We start from the raw sequence: 19,188 nt of genomic DNA on the forward strand, positions 1-19,188 counted from the left end.
TCAGTCTTCCAGGAACATCTGCTGCAGGTCGTTCAGGAAGGACAATCCCAGCGCCGTCGGGCGGATGACCTGGTGGTCGCGGTACAGCAAGCCTTTCGCTTCGGCCACATTCAGCGGCTGCTCGATGGCGTTGAGAGCCAGGCCCGTGCGCTCGGCGAACAGGTTCGGCACAAAGCCCTGCGTCAGGCGCAGGGTATTGAGCATGAATTCAAAACCCATTTCCTCGCGCGCCAGTTCGCGCTCTTCCTGCACCGGGTTACCGGCCAGTACCGCGTCCATGTAGGCGCGCGGCTGCTTGTAGCGGGCCTGGCGCAGCACGCGGTGCGGGAACGAAATCTTCGAATGGGCGCCCGCGCCGATGCCCAGATAATCGCCGAATTCCCAGTAATTGCGGTTGTGCTTGGCCTGGCGGCCCGGCTGCGCATAGGCCGACACTTCATAACGGCCATAACCCGCCTGCGCCGCGCGCGCGGCCACCATGTCGGCGATGTCGGCGCTCTCGTCGTCATCCGGCAGCACGGGCGGATACTTGGCGAACAAGGTGTTCGGTTCGAGCGTCAGGTGGTACAGCGACAAATGCGGCGGCGCGAACGACAGCGCCGTTTCCAGGTCCTGCTGCGCCTCGGCCAGCGTCTGCGTGGGCAGCGCGTACATCAGGTCGAGATTGAAATTATCGAAATTCGCGTGCGCGATCTCCACCGCACGGCGCGCCTCGTTGTCGTCGTGGATGCGTCCCAGCGCCTGCAGATGGCGGCCATTGAAACTCTGGATGCCGATCGACAAACGGTTGATGCCGCTGGCACGGTAAGACTTGAATTTTTCCGCTTCAAAGGTGCCCGGATTGGCTTCCATCGTGATTTCGCAATCGGGCTCCAGTGGCAGCAGAGTGCGCACGTCCGACATCAACCGGTCCAGGCCCGCCGCCGACATCAGGCTGGGCGTGCCGCCGCCGATGAAAATCGTGTGGATCTTGCGGCCCCAGATCAGCGGCAGCGCCATTTCCAGGTCCAGGCGCAGGGCCGCCAGGTATTCGGCTTCCGGCAAGTCGCCGCGCACCTCGTGCGAATTGAAGTCGCAATACGGGCATTTTTTCACGCACCACGGGAAATGGATGTACAGCGACAGCGGCGGCAGGGCCGTCAGGTTCAGCGCGCCCGGCTGCAGGTATTTCAGGGCCGCTCCGGCCGCGCCGGAAATGCCTTCCTGCGGCGCGGGAGCGGTATTCGGCTTGGCTGCCGACCTGGCAACGGCGCCCACCAGTTTGATCGGAATCATCGCAGCTTTTCCACCAGCGCGCGCAGGGCCTGGCCACGGTGCGACAGCGCGTTCTTTTCATCGGACGTCAGTTCGGCCGCGCACTTGCCCAGCGCGGGAATGAAGAAGTGCGGATCGTAGCCGAAGCCGCCGTTGCCACGCGGCGCGGCAATCATCTCGCCATTCCAGCGGCCATCGGCGATCACGGGCTGCGGGTCGTCCGCATGGCGCACGTACACCAGCACGCAGTAGTAATAGGCGGACTTGTCGGCATGCGCTTCCAGGTCGGCGATCAGCCTGGCGCTGTTGGCGGCATCCGATTTCGGCTCGCCCGCATAGCGGGCCGAGTACACGCCTGGCGCGCCGCCTAGCGCATTGACGCACACGCCGGAATCGTCGGCCAGCGCCGGCAAGCCCGTCAGGCGCGATGCATGGCGCGCCTTTTGCAACGCGTTTTCAACGAAGGTGTGGAATGGTTCGTCGCTTTCCGGCACGGCGTACTCGCCCTGGGCGTGGACGGAAAAACCGATGGTCGAGAGCAGCTCGTTGAATTCCTTGAGCTTGCCGGCGTTGTTGGAGGCGAGGATGAGGCGTTGGGTCATGTCAGTAGTCCGGTTGAAGTGCCGACATTGTAAACCTTTTGCGCTCCCCTCACCTTGGCCCGCCGCCGAGTTCAACGGCGGCAAGTGTGGGCTTTTTGCCCGGCGCGGCGGGCAGCGATGTGTAAATCTATGTAAAGATCAGATCCCCAAAGCCTGCTTCTGCAGGGCGATCAGGTCGGCGATGCCGCCCTGTGCCAGGTCCAGCAAACGGTTCATGCCGGCGCGGTCGAAAGCGGCGCCTTCAGCCGTGCCCTGCACTTCGATGAAGTGGCCCGCTTCCGTCATGACCACGTTCATGTCCGTGTCGCAGCCCGAGTCTTCCACGTAATCGAGGTCCAGCACCGGCATGCCCTGGTAGACGCCCACCGAGATGGCGGCGACGAAGCTTTTCACGGGAATGGCGGTGATCGCGCCGCGCGCCTGCAGCTGGGAAAACGCGTCATACGCAGCCACCATGGCGCCCGTGATCGAGGCCGTGCGCGTGCCGCCATCGGCCTGGATGACGTCGCAATCGAGGTGCAGGGTGCGTTCGCCGAAGGCCTGCAAATCAAAGGCGGCGCGCAGCGAGCGGCCGATCAGGCGCTGGATTTCCTGCGTGCGGCCGGACTGCTTGCCGCGCGCCGCTTCGCGGTCCATGCGCGTGTGCGTCGAGCGCGGCAGCATGCCGTACTCGGCCGTCAACCAGCCCTGGCCCTTGCCTTTCAGAAAACCCGGCACCTTGTCTTCGATGCTGGCGGTGCAGATGACCTTGGTGTCGCCGCACTCGATCAGCACCGAGCCTTCGGCATGCTTGGTGTACTGGCGGGTGATGCGGATGGCGCGCAGCGCGTCGACGGCGCGGCCGCTCGGGCGGGATTCAAATGTCATGGGATGTCCTGTGTGATTGGGGTTGCGGCAGCGATTTTACCACCGCGCGCCCGTGTATTTGCAGTCATGCAACAGCGCAGGACGCAATGGCGGGCCGCGCACACATGATCCCTACAATCCTGCCCCGCCAAACACAATTTTCTTTACAATGCCGTAAAACGCACACTATTCAGCAATTTTCAGGCCATCGTGTACTTCGGTCTGTTTTGCGGCGCGGGCGGTATTGCCTGCGCTGGCTGATTAAGTGTATAAGTGACTGTATACAAGACCAAATCGGGGAATCCTTTGAGCATTTCAAGCATGACAGGCTACGCGGTTGCCACCAGCGAAGGTGCTGCAGGCACACTGACAATTGAAATCAAGAGCGTCAACTCGCGCTTTCTCGACCTGCAATTCCGGATCAACGACGATCTGCGGGCCCTGGAGCCTGACTTGCGCGCCGCCGTCATGTCCGCCATCACCCGCGGCAAAGTCGAGGTACGCCTGAGCTTTGGCCGCAAGGCCGCGACGGCCGGCACGCAGGCGCTGAACCTGCCCCTGCTGGCCGAACTGGCGCGCCTGCAAAACGAAGTGGGCCAGCATTTTGTCTCCGCTCCCGTCATGACGGTGGCCGAACTGCTGCGCTGGCCTGGCGTCATCGAAGAAGCGCAAGTGGGACAGGAGTCCCTGCAGGCGGACGTGGGCGCGCTGACCAAGCGTACCGTGGCGGCCTTCGTCGACAGCCGCAAGCGCGAAGGTGCCGCGCTCGAAGCGGTGCTGGTGTCGCGCATCGAAGCGATGGAAGCCATCGTCAAGCGCATCACGCCATTGATACCGCAAGTGGTGGCGGCCTTCCAGCAAAAAGCCATCGAGCGCATGCAGGATGCGCTGGGCCTGGCCAGCCAGGGCTCGAATTCAGCCCTGTCGCGCCAGGACGCCATGGAACGCATCCGCCAGGAAGTGATTTTGTACGGCATCCGCATCGACGTGTCGGAAGAGCTGGCGCGCCTGTCGGCCCACCTGGGCGAAACGCGCCACATCCTCACCAAGGGCGGGCAAGTGGGCAAGCGCCTCGACTTCATGATGCAGGAACTGAACCGCGAAGCCAACACGCTGGGCGCCAAGGCGTCCGTCAAGGAACTGGCCGACGCCTCGATGGACTTGAAGCTGCTGATCGAGCAGATGCGCGAACAGGTGCAGAACCTGGAATAAGCTCCCCCTTCAGGCCAGGCGCGCTCCGGCGCGCCCCTTGTCGCTGGCGGCGATGACGACGCAGGCGACAAACAGCACGATGCTGTATTCCACGCCGCCGGCGCCATGCTCGCCCACGAACCAGCCCTTGGCCGCATGCACGATGGCGATGCCGCCGATGCAGATCACCATCAGCCCGGCCGCCGCCCAGCGCGTGTATTTGCCGGCGATGAGCAAACTGCCGCAAACGATTTCGACGACGGTAATCGCCCACACGACGGCCAGGCCGTAGATGAATCCCTTGTCTTCCAGGAAACCGGCAAAGCGGGGAATGGTGCCATTGGCAATGCGCGTGATCGCATGCGCCATGAACATCACGGCGATGGCCACGCGCAGCAGCAACATGGCCTGGGCGGAACTGAGAAACGGGAAATTCTTCATGCGCGCATCCTGTCGGCAAATAGTTATTAAGAAAAAACCATTCCAAATTAAATAACTATTTCCTCAAGATAACAAGCAAAATATGCACAAGCCTGGCGGCAAGGCGCATCGCGGGGCTGGCTCACCGCCTTGCCTCTTGGTAAAATACCGGATTGGGCGGCGCCCATGCAAGCGCACACGCCGCCATCACACGCATATGGAAAGATCCGCATGAGCCACCCTACCGCCTTCTCCGGCAGCCTGTTCGTGGTCGCCGCGCCATCGGGCGCCGGCAAATCGACACTGGTCAATGCATTGCTGGCGCAAGAGCCCGGCATCAAATTGTCGATCTCGACCACCACGCGCGCGCCCCGTCCGGGCGAGCAGCATGGCCGCGAGTATTACTTCACGACGGCGGAAGACTTTGTCGCGCGCGCCGACCAGGGCGAGTTCCTGGAATGGGCGGAAGTGCATGGCAATTACTACGGCACTTCGCGCATCATGGTGGAACAGCAAATGGCCGCCGGCACCGATATCCTGCTGGAAATCGACTGGCAAGGCGCGCGCCAGGTGCGCAAGCAATTTCCCCGCGCGGCCGGCATTTTCATCCTGCCGCCATCGATCGATGCGCTGGAAGAACGCCTGAACAAGCGCGGCCAGGACGAGCCGCACGTGATCACGCGCCGCCTGCTGGCGGCCGGCGGCGAAATCGCACACGCTCCCGAGTTCGAGTATGTTATTATCAATGAAGAGTTTACGGTCGCTTTGTCCGAACTGAGCGCGATCGTGAGAGCGGCCCGTTGCCGGTTTGCGCAACAAGCGGCCCGCAACGCATCGCTATTCGCCCAGCTGGGCCTGCACGCAGAATAATCGTCTCTGCACGCCAGTTCACACAGCGCCCCGCACCACGCACACAATTTAGGAGTTACTATGGCCCGTATCACAATCGAAGATTGCCTGAAGCAGATCCCTAACCGTTTTCAGCTGACCCTGGCTGCGACCTATCGCGCACGTCAGTTGCTGCAAGGCCACACCCCAAAGGTGGAAGCCAAGGACAAGCCTACCGTTGTCGCACTGCGTGAAATCGCTGCCGGTAAAGTCGGCATCGAAATGCTGAAAAAGGTCCCGATGTAAGTGGGAACCCGCGTGCCGGAACAGTGCTGACCCCTGGTTCTACCGTATCCTTTATTCACACTGTGAAGCAACGCGACGTTTTATGAGTCTGACCCCAGCCGACACGACTTCCGCAGCACTGCCGCCCCTGGCCTCGCGCCAGGCGGCAAAACCGCAGGGCGCATCCGCGCCCGGCGCCGGCACGTCCGGCAGCAACACCCCCGCAGCACCGCCAGCGCCCGCCCTCGGCGTGGCCTCCGTCAGCCATCTGGCCGACAAGCTGGCCGAATACCTGTCTCCCGCCGACCTGAAAAAAGTCAAGGAAGCCTACCGCTTCTCCGACGAAATGCACCTGGGCCAGATGCGCCGCTCGGGCGAGCCGTATATCTCGCACCCGATCGCCGTCGCCGAAATCTGCGCCGACTGGAAGCTCGACGCGCAAGCCATCATGGCCGCCCTGCTGCATGACGTCATGGAAGACCAGGACGTCAAGAAGGATGAATTGATCGAACGCTTCGGCGCGCCGGTGGCGCACCTGGTCGACGGCCTGTCGAAACTGGAAAAGATCGAATTCCAGAGCCAGATCGAAGCGCAGGCGGAAAACTTCCGCAAGATGCTGCTGGCCATGGCGTCCGACGTGCGCGTGATCCTCATCAAGCTGGCCGACCGCCTGCACAATATGCGCACCCTGGACTTCATGACGGCGGCCAAAAAGCGCCGCATCGCCAGCGAGACCATGGAAGTGTACGTGCCGATCGCGCATCGCCTCGGCCTGAACAACATCTACCACGAGCTGCAGGACCTGTCGTTCTCGCACCTGTACCCCATGCGCTACCGCACGCTGGCGAAAGCCGTCAAGGCGGCGCGCGGCAACCGGCGCGAAGTGGTCAACAAGATCATGGAAGCGGTGAAGAGCACCTTGTCCATGGCCGAACTCGAGGCCGACGTCACGGGCCGCGAAAAGACCCTGTACGACATCTATAAAAAGATGCGCAGCAAGCATTTGTCGTTCTCGCAAGTGCTGGACGTGTACGGCTTCCGCGTGGTGGTGGGCAGCTTTGCCGACTGTTACGTGACCCTGGGCACCCTGCACAGCCTGTACAAGCCCATGCCGGGCAAGTTCAAGGATTACATCGCGATCCGCAAGCTGAACGGCTACCAGTCGCTGCACACGACCGTCATCGGCCCGTACGGCACGCCCGTCGAATTCCAGATCCGCACGCAGGAAATGCACCGCACGGCCGAGTCCGGCGTGGCGGCGCACTGGCTGTACAAGAGCGGTGAATCGAACCCGTCCGACTTGCAGCAGCGCACGCATGCGTGGCTGCAATCGCTGCTCGACATCCAGCAGCAGACGGGCGACTCAGCCGAATTCCTCGAACACGTCAAGGTCGACCTGTTCCCCGACTCCGTCTACGTGTTTACGCCAAAGTCGAAGATCATCGCCCTGCCGCGCGGCGCCACGGCCATCGACTTCGCCTACTCGATCCACACGGGCATCGGCGACCAGACCGTGGCCGTCAAGATCAACAACGAAACCTCGCCCCTGCGCACCGAGCTGCACAATGGCGACATCGTCGAAATCATCACCGATTCCTCGTCGCGCCCCAGCCCGACCTGGCTGTCGTTCGTGCGCACCGGCAAGGCCCGTTCGGCCATCCGCCACCATCTGCGCACGATCAACCTGCCCGAATCGATCGCCCTGGGCCAGCAATTGCTGTCGCAGGCGCTGCAGACCCTGAACATCGACGCCGACCTGCCAGCGCCATTGGTCGAACGCCTGCTCAACGAGTCGAGCGCCAACTCCATGGACGAGCTGTACGCGGACATCGGCATCGGCAAGCGCATGGCCACCCTGGTGGCGCGCCACATCTTCGGCTTGATTGGCGGCGAAGCGGCCAGCATGCCGGTGGAACACAATAGCGGCAGCGAGCTCGACCCCGTTACCATCTGCGGCAGCGAAGGCGTCTCCGTGCAACTGGCACCATGCTGCTTGCCGATTCCCGGCGACCAGATCATCGGCCAGCTGCGCCGCGACCAGGGGCTGCTCGTACACACGAGCGACTGCTCGCAAGCGAAACGCCAGCGCGCCAAGGAACCGGACCGCTGGATCGCCGTGCGCTGGGGAACCGAACTGAACCGCCGCTTCGACTGCCGCATCAAGGTGCTGATCAACAGCGAACGGGGCATCCTCGCCCGCGTGGCCGCCGAAATCGGCGAATCTGACGCCAACATCATCTATGTGGGCATGGACGAAGACAAGGACAACGTCCTCGACCAGCTGCGCTTCACCGTGCAAGTCAAAGACCGCGTCCACCTGGCCGCCCTGCTGCGCAACGTGCGCAGAGTGGCCGGCGTGAATCGCATCCTGCGCGAACGTAACTAAGAATTGTTGGCAAAAAGCTGGGGCCAGACCCGCCGGGGGAATACGTCCCAATGGGGCGCATTCCAATCGCGAAGCGACTGACCCCGGCTCTCACGCTTTGCAGGTTCGAACGTAATTCATTTACGCAGCAAAAAACTGGGGTCAGACCCGCCGGGTCTGACCCCTGATCTCCGCTGCGGACTACCGGCGCATTTCCGCGAGTCGCCGTAAAAACGCCTGATCGCCTACGGCAAATTCGGCATTGACTGCCTCTCGCAGTTGTCCAATGCAACGCTCGCCCAACTCATCCTGAAATAACGCTTGGTATTTCTCTTGCCGTTCAGACACGTCACGTCCAAGCGTCAAATACAAGGAGTGCGGAGACACCAGGTCATCGAGCTTGCCTTGCGCATTGCTCCGATAGCTGGACCAGCAATATTGCCCAGGTAATGCCACGATACCGGCCCTGACGGGATTGAGTTCGATATAGCGCTGGCAAATCAATAAATAACGTTCTTCTTGCACGAGACAAGACTTGTAGCGACCTTCCCACAAGCTGCCGGTGCGGCCATAACGCCAGTTGAAGTACTGGACATAACGCTGATTCAGCATTTTCATCAGCGACGACAGGAAAACTGTGCTTTGCGTGGAAAGCAAGAGATGCACATGATTGCTCATGACCACATAGGCATGCAACTGGCATGGCGCAAGCGCCAAACAACTGCGCAAATAATCCAGATAACGCTGCTTGTCCTGTCCATCAAGAAAGCAGGCTTGGCGATTTACGCCACGCTGCACCACATGCAAGGGAACGCCGGGCAAGGCGAGGCGGAGGCGGCGGGGCATGACAACTCCTGATAGCAACTAAAGAATCAGTGTGCCTGCGCGCGCCTCACCCACCCAGCGTCACCGCAAACTACCCCTCCCCCGGCGCCGGATACGTCACTTCCAGCAATTCCAGCTCCTGCTCGCCCAGCGGCGTGGTGAGGGTGATCACGTCGCCTTCGCGCGCCTTGGTGATGGTGCGGGCCATGGGTGAGACCCAGCTGATCTTGCCGTTCAGGGGATCGAACTCGTCGATGCCGACGATGGTGATGGTGTGCGTTTCGCCGTCGCTGGTGCGGTAAGTCACCGTGGCGCCGAAAAACACCTGATCGTTGCCATGGTGGACGCTGGGGTCGACGATGGCGGCCAGGTCCATGCGTTTGGTGAGAAAGCGGATGCGGCGGTCGATTTCGCGCAGCCGGCGCTTGCCGTAGATATAGTCGCCATTTTCCGAACGGTCGCCATTCGACGCGGCCCAGTGGACGATGCGCACCACTTCCGGCCTGTCGACGTCGATCAGCTGCAGCAGCTCTTCCTTGATGCGCTGGTAACCGGCCGGCGTGATGTAGTTCTTGGCGCCGGCGGGAATGGCCAGCGCCAGCGCGGCCGCTTCTTCATCGTCGTCGTTGTCGGATTCTTTTACAAAGGCTTTATTCATCTGCCTATTGTAGCCCCGCCAGGGAGCCACGGGCACACGCGATGCGGGGGCAAACGGGCTTTTTTGACGTATCATCGTGGCAATCGCGGCAAACCTGCGCCGCACACGGAGACGGATGAAAAAATTCTACAGAGTCAGGCGCTGGCTGTTCGCGCCGCTGGTCTACCTGGCCGCCATCTTCCTGCTGATCGAGGAATGGCTGTGGGCGACGGGCGCGCGCATCATGCAGGTGATCGCGCAATTTCCGCCCCTGCATGCGCTCGAAGCGTGGATCAAGCGCCTGCCGCCGTACTGGGCGCTGGCCATCTTCGTGCTGCCAGCCGTGCTGCTGTTCCCCGTCAAGCTGCTGGCCCTGCTGGCGATCGCGCGCGGCCATGCGTTTTCCGGCATCGGCGTAATTGTCATCGCCAAGCTGGGCGGCGCGGCCGCCGTCGCGCGCCTGTATTCGCTGACGCGCCCCACCCTATTGAGTTTGCCGTGGTTTGCGCGCTGGCATGGCCTGTTCATGGAAACCAAGGACCGCTGGATCGCCCGTCTGCGCGCCACGCGCCCATGGCGCCGTGTCAGCCGCCTGTCGGCCGCGCTGGGCCGCGCCCGCCGCGCCTGGTGGCAGCGCCTGCGTACGCGCGCCGCCGCCGGGCGCCACAGTTCGCGCCCGGCCAGGGTGCTGCGCCGCTTCGCCGCCTTCTGGCGCGCGCGCCGCTGATGAAGAAAGCCAACGCCATGCACGACACTCCCCGGCTGGCGCCCGCCATGCGCGCGGCGACGCCGGAAATCTACCTGTTTGACGCTGCCAGCTTGCAATTGCTCGACGCCAACGATGCCGCCTGCGACAACTTGCAGTATGCGCGCAAGCAATTGCTGGCGATGACGCCCTTCACCCTGGCGCCGCAGCTCGATGCGCAGCAACTGGCCGCCGTGCTGGCGACCCTGGACGACAGCATCGGTGCGCAGGCCCGGCTGCACGTACAGCTGCGCCGCCGCGATGGCAGCCTGTATTCGCTCAGCCTGCACCTGTCGCGCGCCCACCGCCAGGGACGCGCCCTGCTGCTGGCCGAAGGCGAAGACTTGCGCACGCCGCAGGCGACGGCCGCCGCCCTGGCGCAGGTGCAGTCGCGCTTCAACGCCATCGTCTCGAATACGCCGGGCCTCGTGTACCAGTTCTGTCTGCATGCGGATGGGCGCGCCGCCTTCCCCTACCTGAGCGACGGCTGCCAGGCTCTGCTTGGCCTGGGACCGGCGCAGCTGCACGCGCGCCCGGAACTGTTTTACCAATTGATCCTGGCCGACGACCGCGCCTCGTATCTGGAATCGATGCAGGCGTCAAAAAGCGCCTTGTGGAGCTGGAACTGGGAAGGCCGCATCTGGATCGATGCCTGGAAGGACGTCAAATGGATCAACCTGCGCTCCACGCCGCGCGCGCTGGCCGACGGCACGGTGCAATGGGAAGGCATCATGACGAATATCACGGAAAGCCGGCTCGAACAGATCGAGGTGCGCCAGTCGCGCGCCCGCCTGGCCGAGCTGACCGCGCACATCGACAAGGTCAAGGAACACGAGCGCACGCGTCTGGCGCGCGAACTGCACGATGACCTGGGCGGCAACTTGACGGCCATCAAGATGGCGCTGGCCATGCTGGCGCGCCGTTTGCCGCCGGACGACCCGCAGTTGCAGGAAAAGGCCGATTATGTCGATGCCCTGGTCGACCGCAGCATCGACGCCGTGCACCGCATTTCGCTGGACTTGCGCCCGTCCATGCTGGACCTGGGCCTGGTCGCCGCGCTGGACTGGCAAGTCAAGGAATTCGCGCGCCAGGCCGGCATCGAATGCCAGTTCATTTCGAACCGCCAGCATATCGAACTGGAACTGGACCAGGCGACCAGCCTGTTCCGCATCGCCCAGGAGGCGCTGACGAATATCGCCAAGCATGCGCAGGCAAGCAAGGTCAGCGTACGCCTGGCCCGGCAGCGCCAGCATATCAGCCTGTCGATCGCCGACAATGGCGTCGGCATGCGTCTGTCAGACCGCGCCAAGCCGCAATCGTTCGGCATTCGCGGCATGGCCGAACGGGCCAGCGCGCTGGGCGGCACCCTGAGTCTGATGGACGGGCCTGGCGGCGGTACCATCCTGAGCATAAAAATCCGGCTGACCACGGCGCGAGAGGCGATAATAGCGGCTGCAGCCAGTGCGCCCGCGCACAGCGGGCCGTCGCCAGACACGGCCTAGTGGGTGAATTAGATAGGAAACAACGCAGTCATGAAAGAAAAAGCCACCATCCGGGTATTCATCGCCGACGATCATGCGATCGTGCGCGAGGGCTTGAAGCAAATCCTCGCCGACACGAAGGACATCATCGTGGCCGGCGAGGCCGAAAATGGCCACGACGCCATCAAGCTGTTCCGTGGCTCGAAATGCCAGGTGTTGCTGCTCGACATCTCCCTGCCCGACCGCAGCGGCATCGAGGTGCTCAAGCAGATCAAGAAGGAAAAGCCGGAGCTGGCCGTACTGATGCTGTCCATGCACCGCGAAGACCAGTACGCCATCCGTTCGCTCAAGGCGGGCGCGGCCGGCTACCTGACGAAACAGAGCGCGCCGCGCGAACTGGTCACGGCCATCCGCCAGGTGGCGCAGGGCTTGAAATACATCAGCGCCTCGCTGGCGCAGGAACTGGCCAACACGGTGGGCGAAGACCACGAAACGGCCTTGCACGACACCTTGTCGGACCGCGAATACCAGACCCTGGTCATGATCGCCTCGGGCAAGGCCGTGGGCGCCATCGCCGAAGAGCTGAAATTATCCGTGAAGACCGTCAGCGAATACCGCGCCCGCTTGCTGGTCAAGATGAAACTCAAGAACAGCGCCGAACTGACGCATTACGCCATCCGCAACCAGCTGGTGGATTGACGGCAAAGTGGCATGCACGCTGGCATCGGGCGAATTGACAGGACTTCTCCTTGCTTCTCGCACAATAAGTTCTTTGCCAACTCGCATATCATGAGGATAATTAGAAATATCTAAAAAGGCTGTGCCTACATGTCCAGTAAATTGCCAACTTCCCCAGCAAGCGCTCCCGCTGGCGCCACGAATACCGCCACCGCCGCGATGAACCCGGCCGATATCGCCCGCGAAGCGTTTCGCCGCCTGGCCACGCGCCGCATCGCCCCGACGCCAAGCGCCTACCGCGATATCTACAATGAAATCGCCGGCATCAGCGAACCGGCAGAGACGCCGGCTACGCCTGGCGCCGTGCTGGCCGCCAGCGCACCCACGGAGAGCGGCGCGGAGAATGTCCTGACGCAATTCGCCGCCAAGATGAGCGAATCGGCGGGCGAACTGGGCGACTTTGGCCGGCGTTTCCAGCGCGCCCTGAAAGCGCGCGACTGGGACAGCTATGCGCGCACCCTGGCGCAACTGGCGGAAAAACAGGTCAAGAAAGGCGGCGGCATCGAATTGCCGCCCCTGCCGGACGGCGAACAGACGCGCACCCTGCGTGAGTTGCTCAGCCGTACCCTGGGTTTTGCCGTCGCCACCTTGCTGACGGGCACGCCCGCGCTGGTGGAGGAAGCCGAATCGCTGGGCGCGGCCATCAAACTGGCCCACACGGAAGAAGCGCTGAACGAAGCGGCCCTGCGCCTGAAACAGCTGTGCTACCAGATCGAACTGAAAAGCGGCGACACGGCCGAGCAGCAGGAATTGCTGCTGCGCCTGTTCAAGTTGCTGCTCGATAACGTCAGCCAGTTGCTCGACGACGACAGCTGGCTGCGCGGCCAGGTCGATGCCGTGCAAAACCTGATCGCCGGCCCGCTCGACCAGCGCGCGCTGGAAGACGCCACGCGCAGCCTGAAGGAAGTCATCTACAAGCAGGGCCAGCTCAAGCACAGCCTGTCCGACGTCAAGCTGACGGTCAAGAACATGATGATGACCTTCATCGACCGCCTGGGACAAGTGGCGGCCAGCACGGGCGACTTCCATGAAAAGATCGGCGGCTATTCGGAAAAGATCAGCCAGGCGGAAAATATCAGCGAACTGAACAGCGTTCTCGACGAAGTCCTGCGCGAAACGCGCATGGTGCAGAACGAAGCCTTGCGCGCGCGCGACAAGATGGTGCTGGCGCGCCAGGAAGTGCAGGATGCGGAACAGCGCATCCACACGCTGGAAGCAAAGCTCCAGCATATGAGCGAGCTGGTGCGGGAAGACCAGCTGACGGGCAGCCTGAACCGGCGTGGCCTGGACGACGTGTTCGAGCGCGAGACGGCCCGCTCCGACCGCCGCGGCACGCCGCTGTGCATCGCCATGCTGGACCTCGACGATTTCAAGCGCCTGAACGACACCTACGGCCACCTGGCCGGCGATGCGGCGCTGAAACACCTGGTCAAAATCGTCAAGGAAACCCTGCGCTCGATGGACGTCATCGCCCGCTTCGGCGGCGAGGAGTTCCTCATCCTGCTGCCGGAAACGACGGTCGAGGCCGCCTCGTCGACGATGACGCGCTTGCAGCGCGAACTGACCCGGCATTTCTTCCTGCACGACAACGAAAAAGTCTTGATCACCTTTTCCGCCGGCGTGGCCCTGCGCCTGCCCAACGAAGACCAGGCCGAACTGGTCAAGCGCGCCGACCGCGCCATGTACCAGGCCAAGCAAACGGGCAAGAACCGCGTGGTGGTGGCGGACTGAACCCTGGCGCTTCGCCGCATGCCGTCCCGCCACCCGGCCGGACGGCATTTTTTATGGCAAAAACAATAACATCCTTCCCTCTCCGGCGCCCCGCCAACCTCCGCAACATATAAAAATAAAACTATTTTTGCCCTCAAGTTTCCTTAAATCCTGTCGTCTAGCGCGCTGCCAGCCACAAACTGAAGGGCTAAAAATTAAAATTTAAAGCACTTTTCGCCATAAATTTTCCCGCAGAGCAACCGTTACCCTAAACAACAGCGGCTTGATTGTCCCGGAACAGCGGGGCAGGCCAAAGTGACTAGCACATAGCGCAATGTAGTACCTGTTTGGAGAATTATCATGGCTGCAGTAATTAATACCAACATCTCGTCCCTGAATTCGCAACGCAATCTGTCGACCTCGCAGTCGGCCCTGAGCACCTCGCTGCAACGCCTGTCCTCCGGCATGCGCATCAACAGCGCCAAGGATGACGCCGCTGGTCTGGCAATTTCCGACCGTATGACGTCGCAAATCCGCGGCATGACCCAAGCCACCCGCAATGCAAACGACGGCGTCTCGCTGGCTCAAACGGCTGAAGGCGCGTTGGCAAGCTCGGGCGACATCCTGCAACGTATCCGCGAACTGGCCGTGCAATCGTCGAACGCCACCAACTCGTCGAGCGACCGTCAGGCGCTGCAAACCGAGGTAGGCCAGCTGGGTTCGGAACTGAACCGTATCGCCCAAACCACCTCGTTCAACGGCCAGGCGCTGCTGGACGGCACCATGGGTACGGCCAACTTCCAGGTCGGCGCAGATGCCAATCAGCTGATTTCCGCCAGCGGCGCGAACTTCCTGACCAACACCTACGGCAACAACCGTATCGCCAACGATGCATCGGCTGTCAAAAAAGATGCCGTCGGTAATGCAGTTGTCGGCAAGCTGACGATTTCCGGCTCCATTGGCACCACGACCGTCGACACGACGGCCGCCGTCGCCGAAACGGCACCAGGTGCAGGCGATGCCATCAAAGGCAGCACGGCCAAATCCGTCGCCGCCGACATCAACAGCCAAACGGCGAAAACGGGCGTGACGGCAACGGCACAAACGGACGTCAACCTGAACCTGGGCGCCGAATCGTATTCGTTCTCCATCGGCTCGGATAACGCCAAGGGCGTCACCGTATCGTTCGCCGTCAGCGGCACCGCATCGACCGCAGCCGACTATGCCGCAGGCATCAACGCCATCAATGCCCAAACGGCAAAGACCGGCGTGACCGCCCAGTACGACAGCGTCAACAAGGGCATGAAGCTGACCAATGCATCGGGCGAAAATATCGCTCTGACGCAAGGCACGACGGCCAACGTCAAGTTCGACGTTGATGGCTACAAGGCCGATGGCAAAGTACAAGCCGCAGCCACGTCGATCATCACCGCAGCCGATGCCGCCACGGTCAACGGCCGCGTGACCTTCGATTCGCAAAACAGCTTCTCGGTCACGGAAACCACGCCTACCGGCCTGGCAGTTGGTAAAGCAACGGCACAAGGTTCGACCCTGAACTCCGTGTCGACCCTGGACGTGACGACGTTTGACGGCGCGCAGCTGGCACTGAAAATTGCCGATGCAGCACTGGCAACGGTGAACGGCCAACGCGCCCAGTACGGTGCTTTGCAATCGCGCTTCTCGTCGGCGATTTCCAACCTGCAATCGACCACGGAAAACCTGTCCGCATCGCGCAGCCGTATCGTCGATACGGACTTTGCATCGGAAACGGCCAACATGACCCGCGGCCAGATCCTGCAACAAGCTGGTACGGCCATGCTGGCACAAGCGAACTCGCTGCCAAACGGCGTCCTGAGCCTGCTGCGCGGCTAATCTCCGATTAGTCAGGCAACAGCGCAGGACTCTGATTCCCCTGCCGGATTTTTTCGGCCGGGGAATTTTCACTAGGAGAGCACCATGACTATCGACACGATAGCGGCCGCCTCCGCGGCCAGGATAGACAAGAGTTATGTGTCTGCGGACACGCCAGCGGCGCGCCCGGCAGCACCTCGCAACGCCACGGAAAACGCTACGGTTGCACCACAGCAAGCCAGCAAGGAGCCCAGCCGCGAGCAGCTGGACAAAGCGGTCTCGGAATTGAACCAGTCCTCGCAAATGAAGACGCAAGGCCTGGAATTTTCCATCGACGAAGACAGCCAGCGCACGGTGGTCAAAATCATCGACCAGGAAACCAAGGAAGTACTGCGCCAGATTCCTACCCGGGAAGCCCTGGAATTGTCCAAAACCTTCGATTCGGCCAAAGGTTCGCTGATCAGTCAAAGCGCATAGCGATGGCATGGCACACGGACATGCGACATCATGGCAATACGCATCGGCATGACCACGGGGTTCGGTAGCCTGGCTATCCGGCCCCGATTTTATTGCAATTAACGCAACACTCCCCTGCCCCTTTCCCGCTTTTTCGCTCCCGCTGAAAACAGCGCGGTAAATCCCCCTCTCAAGTCCTGATTGATTCTGCCGATAACAGCTTATATTAGCGTTTTCCTAGGAGTATTCAGTGGCCATCACACCTACACTTTCATCCATCGGCATCGGCGCCGGCGCCAGCGGCCTGGATGTGAATGCCATCATCGACAAGCTGATGACGGCCGAAGCCGCACCGCTGGGTACTTTTGACAAGAAAACGGCCTCCTACCAGGCCAAGCTCAGCGCGATGGGCACGCTCAGTGGCGCCGTCAGCACTTTCCAGAATTCGCTGTCGGCCCTGTCCAATACCAATAACTTCCGCGCCGTCAGCGCCACGCCCGCCGATCCACTGGTGCTGTCCGCCAGTGCCGGCGCCAAGGCCGTGGCTGGCAACTACAACATCAATGTCACGCAACTGGCCCAGTCGCAGACCCTGATGTCGGGCGGCATGGCCAACAAGCTGTCGACCATCGGGCTGGGCAGCAAGACAACGATTTCCTTCCAGTTGGGCGCGCTCACCGGCGGCACCTTCGGTTTGAACGGCACCGCCCTGGGCGCCACCACGGCGCAAACCGGCATCAGCAACGGCTCGCTGATCCTCAACGGCACCGCCATCCCCACCGATGCCAGCACCAAGAGCGCGCGCGCCCTGGCCGACGCCATCAACGCCAAGAGCAGCACCACGGGCGTGACCGCCACGGCGCAGCCGACATCGAGCAGCGCCACCATGTTCGCCGGCTTCGGCAGCGTCGAAACGGGCGCGGATGGCACCTATTCGCTGTCGGTGGGCGGCGTCGAGATCGTTACCCAGGGCAACGGCGTGGCCGCCAACGGCGGCATCACGGCCGCCTCGCTCGACACGACGCTCGAAGGTCCGAATGCCGTCTCGAATGCGCTGGCCGCGGCCAACATCACCGTCACCGGCAAGGCCGCCGATGGCACCCTGAAATTTACGCGCGCCGACGGTTCCAACCTGAACATCGAAGAAGTGGTGACGGGTTCGGTCAAGGGCGGCATCGGCCACGCCTCGAACGCGGTCAATGACGGCTCGAACGTGACGCTGACCAGCACCATCAACCTGGCCTCCAGCAATGCCAGCCCGATCACCATCGCCGGCAGCAATCCGGCCGCCGCCGGACTGACGGCAGGCTCCGGTGGCGCCTACATGAACACCAATTTTACCCAGGACGGCACGCAGGCGACGGGCACGGTGGTGATCGACGCCACCAATAACACCCTGCAAGGCATCCGCGACGCCATCAATAACGCGGGCCTGGGCGTGACGGCCAGTATCGTTTCGGACGGCACGGACAAGCCGTTCCATCTGGTCCTGAGCTCGTCGAAGACGGGCGCCAACTCATCGATGAAAATCTCGCTGAGCGGCAGCGACGGCCTGCCGCCGGACAGCGCCCTGAATGACTTGCTGTCCTACGATGCGAGCGGCACGCAAAACCTGAAACAGAACAGCGCCGCGCAAAACACGAATTTCAGCGTCAACGGCATCGCCATCACCAGCGCGTCGAACAGCGTCGATACGGCCATCGAAGGCGTGACCCTGGGCATTGCCAAGGTCGGCAGCACCAGCTTGTCGGTGCAGAAAGATACTTCCACCGTCAAGACCAGCATCAATGCCTTCGTCAAGGCGTATAACGACCTGAACACGGCGATGGCCAAGATGACGGCCTATGATCCGGAAACCAAGAAGGGCGGCGTCCTGCTGGGCGACTCGACCGCGCAATCGATCCAGAGCCAGTTGCGCAAACAGCTGGGCGCACCGATTACCGGCTTGAACAGCAACTTGAGCACCCTGAGCCAGGTTGGCATTTCCTTTCAAAAGGACGGTAGCCTGGCGCTGGACTCCAGCAAGCTCGACAAAGCCATCAGCGCCAACTTCACGGACATCGCCGGCCTGTTTTCCGCGCTCGGCAAGGCCACCGACAGCAACGTCGCCTTTACCAGCTCGACCGCCGCAACCAAGCCCGGCAGCTATGAACTGACGATCACCACGATGGCCAGCCAGGGCTCGATCACCTCGGCCGCCGTGCTGCCGGCCACCACTACGATAGGCAGCGACACCACGTGGAGCATCACGCTGAACGACACCGAGCCCAGCGCTGCCAAGAATACGGCCCAGGTCGTCATTCCTGCCGGGACGTACACGCCGGCCCAGATGGCGTCCATCATCCAGTCATCGGTCAACGGCGTGAAGGCCTTTTCCGACAACGGCGCCACCGTATCGGCTTCCATCGATGGTACGGGCAAACTGGTACTGGCGTCGAGCCGCTATGGTTCCGTCTCGAATATCGCCATCAGCAGCGGCACCGGCACGGCGCCAACCGATCTGTTCGGCGCAGCCGCCCCCGTCAAGGGTGCGGACGTGGCTGGCACCCTGGGCGGACAACCGGTGATCGGCTCGGGCCAGACCCTGACGGGCGCCGCCGGCTCCCCGGCCGATGGCCTGAAGATTGAAGTCACGGGCGGCACCACCGGTTCGCGCGGCACCGTCAGTTTCTCGCAAGGCTATGCCTACCAGCTGAATAACCTGGCCACGTCCTTCCTCGGCACCGACGGCATGATCACCAACCGTTCCAAGGGCCTCAACGAAACCATCAAGAGCATCGCGACGCAGCGCGACAAGTTCAGTGACAAACTGAACGACATCGAAACGCGCTACCGTGCCCAGTATTCGCGCCTGGATGTGTCCCTGAATAAATTGCAGGGCATGCAATCCTATTTGACCCAGCAGCTGGCCGCCATCGCCGCCAACCGTTAAGCCCAATCATCAGGAGAATTAA

Annotated in this window: 17 protein-coding genes; 11 read left to right on the top strand and 6 right to left on the bottom strand. The window is 62.2% G+C overall.

Annotation, left to right across the window (positions count from 1 at the left end):
* The 3 genes from hemW to rph form a co-directional block, all read right to left on the bottom strand.
* Positions 1-1,275, bottom strand: a complete 1,275-nt coding sequence (gene hemW / locus FG13_RS12620; RefSeq protein WP_035821318.1) for a radical SAM family heme chaperone HemW — start codon at positions 1,273-1,275, stop codon at positions 1-3.
* Positions 1,272-1,856 carry an RdgB/HAM1 family non-canonical purine NTP pyrophosphatase gene (rdgB, locus tag FG13_RS12625; RefSeq protein ID WP_035821320.1) on the bottom strand — a complete coding sequence of 195 codons (585 nt, stop codon included), beginning with the start codon at positions 1,854-1,856 and terminating at the stop codon, positions 1,272-1,274. The genes hemW and rdgB overlap by 4 nt, the downstream gene beginning before the upstream one ends.
* 138 nt (positions 1,857-1,994) lie before the next feature.
* Entirely contained in the window at positions 1,995-2,723 is a 729-nt protein-coding gene (gene rph / locus FG13_RS12630) for a ribonuclease PH (RefSeq protein WP_035821321.1), read from the bottom strand.
* A gap of 300 nt (positions 2,724-3,023) precedes the next feature.
* On the opposite strand from rph, the gene FG13_RS12635 reads away from it, so the two are divergent.
* Entirely contained in the window at positions 3,024-3,914 is an 891-nt protein-coding gene (locus FG13_RS12635) for a YicC/YloC family endoribonuclease (protein ID WP_035821322.1), read from the top strand.
* A 9-nt stretch (positions 3,915-3,923) separates the two neighbouring features.
* Here FG13_RS12635 and FG13_RS12640 read toward each other — a convergent pair whose 3' ends face one another.
* A complete protein-coding gene (locus FG13_RS12640; protein ID WP_081922562.1) occupies positions 3,924-4,334 on the bottom strand; it encodes a DoxX family protein in 411 nt (136 codons plus the stop codon).
* 210 nt (positions 4,335-4,544) lie between these two features.
* Here FG13_RS12640 and gmk point away from each other — a divergent pair, with 210 nt between their 5' ends.
* From gmk to FG13_RS12655, 3 genes are all read left to right on the top strand, one after another.
* A complete protein-coding gene (gmk, locus tag FG13_RS12645) occupies positions 4,545-5,183 on the top strand; it encodes a guanylate kinase (RefSeq protein WP_080753685.1) in 639 nt (212 codons plus the stop codon).
* Between the two features lie 60 nt (positions 5,184-5,243).
* Positions 5,244-5,447, top strand: a complete 204-nt coding sequence (rpoZ, locus tag FG13_RS12650) for a DNA-directed RNA polymerase subunit omega (protein ID WP_010400723.1) — start codon at positions 5,244-5,246, stop codon at positions 5,445-5,447.
* 82 nt (positions 5,448-5,529) lie between these two features.
* The gene (locus FG13_RS12655; RefSeq protein ID WP_035821324.1) at positions 5,530-7,812 is read left to right on the top strand and encodes a RelA/SpoT family protein; all 2,283 of its coding nucleotides are present in this window, start codon (positions 5,530-5,532) and stop codon (positions 7,810-7,812) included.
* A gap of 180 nt (positions 7,813-7,992) precedes the next feature.
* On the opposite strand, the gene FG13_RS12660 is transcribed toward FG13_RS12655, so the two are convergent.
* Together FG13_RS12660 and greB are read right to left on the bottom strand one after the other, a co-directional pair.
* Positions 7,993-8,637 (bottom strand): transposase, encoded by a 645-nt coding sequence (locus tag FG13_RS12660; protein ID WP_051958989.1) that lies wholly within the window; start codon positions 8,635-8,637, stop codon positions 7,993-7,995.
* 70 nt (positions 8,638-8,707) lie between these two features.
* Complete coding sequence (gene greB / locus FG13_RS12665) at positions 8,708-9,274, bottom strand: transcription elongation factor GreB (protein WP_035821325.1); 567 nt, start codon at positions 9,272-9,274, stop codon at positions 8,708-8,710.
* A 115-nt stretch (positions 9,275-9,389) separates the two neighbouring features.
* On the opposite strand from greB, the gene FG13_RS12670 reads away from it, so the two are divergent.
* The 7 genes from FG13_RS12670 (at position 9,390) to fliD (ending at position 19,166) form a co-directional block, all read left to right on the top strand.
* The gene (locus FG13_RS12670; protein WP_035821327.1) at positions 9,390-9,980 is read left to right on the top strand and encodes a membrane protein; all 591 of its coding nucleotides are present in this window, start codon (positions 9,390-9,392) and stop codon (positions 9,978-9,980) included.
* A complete protein-coding gene (locus tag FG13_RS12675; protein ID WP_235211725.1) occupies positions 9,980-11,500 on the top strand; it encodes a sensor histidine kinase in 1,521 nt (506 codons plus the stop codon). The genes FG13_RS12670 and FG13_RS12675 overlap by 1 nt, the downstream gene beginning before the upstream one ends.
* A 30-nt stretch (positions 11,501-11,530) precedes the next feature.
* Positions 11,531-12,178: a response regulator gene (locus FG13_RS12680; RefSeq protein WP_034753998.1), complete on the top strand. Its 648-nt coding sequence runs from the start codon at positions 11,531-11,533 to the stop codon at positions 12,176-12,178.
* A 198-nt stretch (positions 12,179-12,376) separates the two neighbouring features.
* Entirely contained in the window at positions 12,377-13,948 is a 1,572-nt protein-coding gene (locus FG13_RS12685) for a diguanylate cyclase (protein ID WP_035821329.1), read from the top strand.
* Between the two features lie 339 nt (positions 13,949-14,287).
* The gene (locus FG13_RS12690) at positions 14,288-15,799 is read left to right on the top strand and encodes a flagellin N-terminal helical domain-containing protein (protein WP_035821332.1); all 1,512 of its coding nucleotides are present in this window, start codon (positions 14,288-14,290) and stop codon (positions 15,797-15,799) included.
* 84 nt (positions 15,800-15,883) lie between these two features.
* On the top strand, positions 15,884-16,255 hold the full coding sequence (locus FG13_RS12695) for a flagellar protein FlaG (RefSeq protein ID WP_035821335.1): 372 nt from the start codon (positions 15,884-15,886) through the stop codon (positions 16,253-16,255).
* A 229-nt stretch (positions 16,256-16,484) separates the two neighbouring features.
* On the top strand, positions 16,485-19,166 hold the full coding sequence (fliD, locus tag FG13_RS12700) for a flagellar filament capping protein FliD (RefSeq protein WP_235211726.1): 2,682 nt from the start codon (positions 16,485-16,487) through the stop codon (positions 19,164-19,166).
* The last annotated feature ends 22 nt before the right edge of the window (positions 19,167-19,188 follow it).

Origin of the sequence: Janthinobacterium sp. RA13, assembly GCF_000745325.1 — a bacterium.
In the GTDB taxonomy this organism is placed as follows: domain Bacteria; phylum Pseudomonadota; class Gammaproteobacteria; order Burkholderiales; family Burkholderiaceae_D; genus Janthinobacterium; species Janthinobacterium rivuli.

Bases quoted from the DNA above. Each gene is read 5' to 3' on its own strand.
- FG13_RS12635 (WP_035821322.1), top strand. From the start codon at position 3,024: ATGACAGGCTACGCGGTTGCCACCAGCGAAGGTGCTGCAGGCACACTG.
- FG13_RS12640 (WP_081922562.1), bottom strand. From the start codon at position 4,334: ATGAAGAATTTCCCGTTTCTCAGTTCCGCCCAGGCCATGTTGCTGCTG.
- FG13_RS12660 (WP_051958989.1), bottom strand. From the start codon at position 8,637: ATGCCCCGCCGCCTCCGCCTCGCCTTGCCCGGCGTTCCCTTGCATGTG.
- rpoZ (WP_010400723.1), top strand. From the start codon at position 5,244: ATGGCCCGTATCACAATCGAAGATTGCCTGAAGCAGATCCCTAACCGT.
- FG13_RS12695 (WP_035821335.1), top strand. From the start codon at position 15,884: ATGACTATCGACACGATAGCGGCCGCCTCCGCGGCCAGGATAGACAAG.
- FG13_RS12670 (WP_035821327.1), top strand. From the start codon at position 9,390: ATGAAAAAATTCTACAGAGTCAGGCGCTGGCTGTTCGCGCCGCTGGTC.
- rdgB (WP_035821320.1), bottom strand. From the start codon at position 1,856: ATGACCCAACGCCTCATCCTCGCCTCCAACAACGCCGGCAAGCTCAAG.
- FG13_RS12680 (WP_034753998.1), top strand. From the start codon at position 11,531: ATGAAAGAAAAAGCCACCATCCGGGTATTCATCGCCGACGATCATGCG.
- FG13_RS12655 (WP_035821324.1), top strand. From the start codon at position 5,530: ATGAGTCTGACCCCAGCCGACACGACTTCCGCAGCACTGCCGCCCCTG.
- rph (WP_035821321.1), bottom strand. From the start codon at position 2,723: ATGACATTTGAATCCCGCCCGAGCGGCCGCGCCGTCGACGCGCTGCGC.
- FG13_RS12685 (WP_035821329.1), top strand. From the start codon at position 12,377: ATGAACCCGGCCGATATCGCCCGCGAAGCGTTTCGCCGCCTGGCCACG.
- FG13_RS12675 (WP_235211725.1), top strand. From the start codon at position 9,980: ATGAAGAAAGCCAACGCCATGCACGACACTCCCCGGCTGGCGCCCGCC.
- gmk (WP_080753685.1), top strand. From the start codon at position 4,545: ATGAGCCACCCTACCGCCTTCTCCGGCAGCCTGTTCGTGGTCGCCGCG.
- FG13_RS12690 (WP_035821332.1), top strand. From the start codon at position 14,288: ATGGCTGCAGTAATTAATACCAACATCTCGTCCCTGAATTCGCAACGC.
- greB (WP_035821325.1), bottom strand. From the start codon at position 9,274: ATGAATAAAGCCTTTGTAAAAGAATCCGACAACGACGACGATGAAGAA.
- hemW (WP_035821318.1), bottom strand. From the start codon at position 1,275: ATGATTCCGATCAAACTGGTGGGCGCCGTTGCCAGGTCGGCAGCCAAG.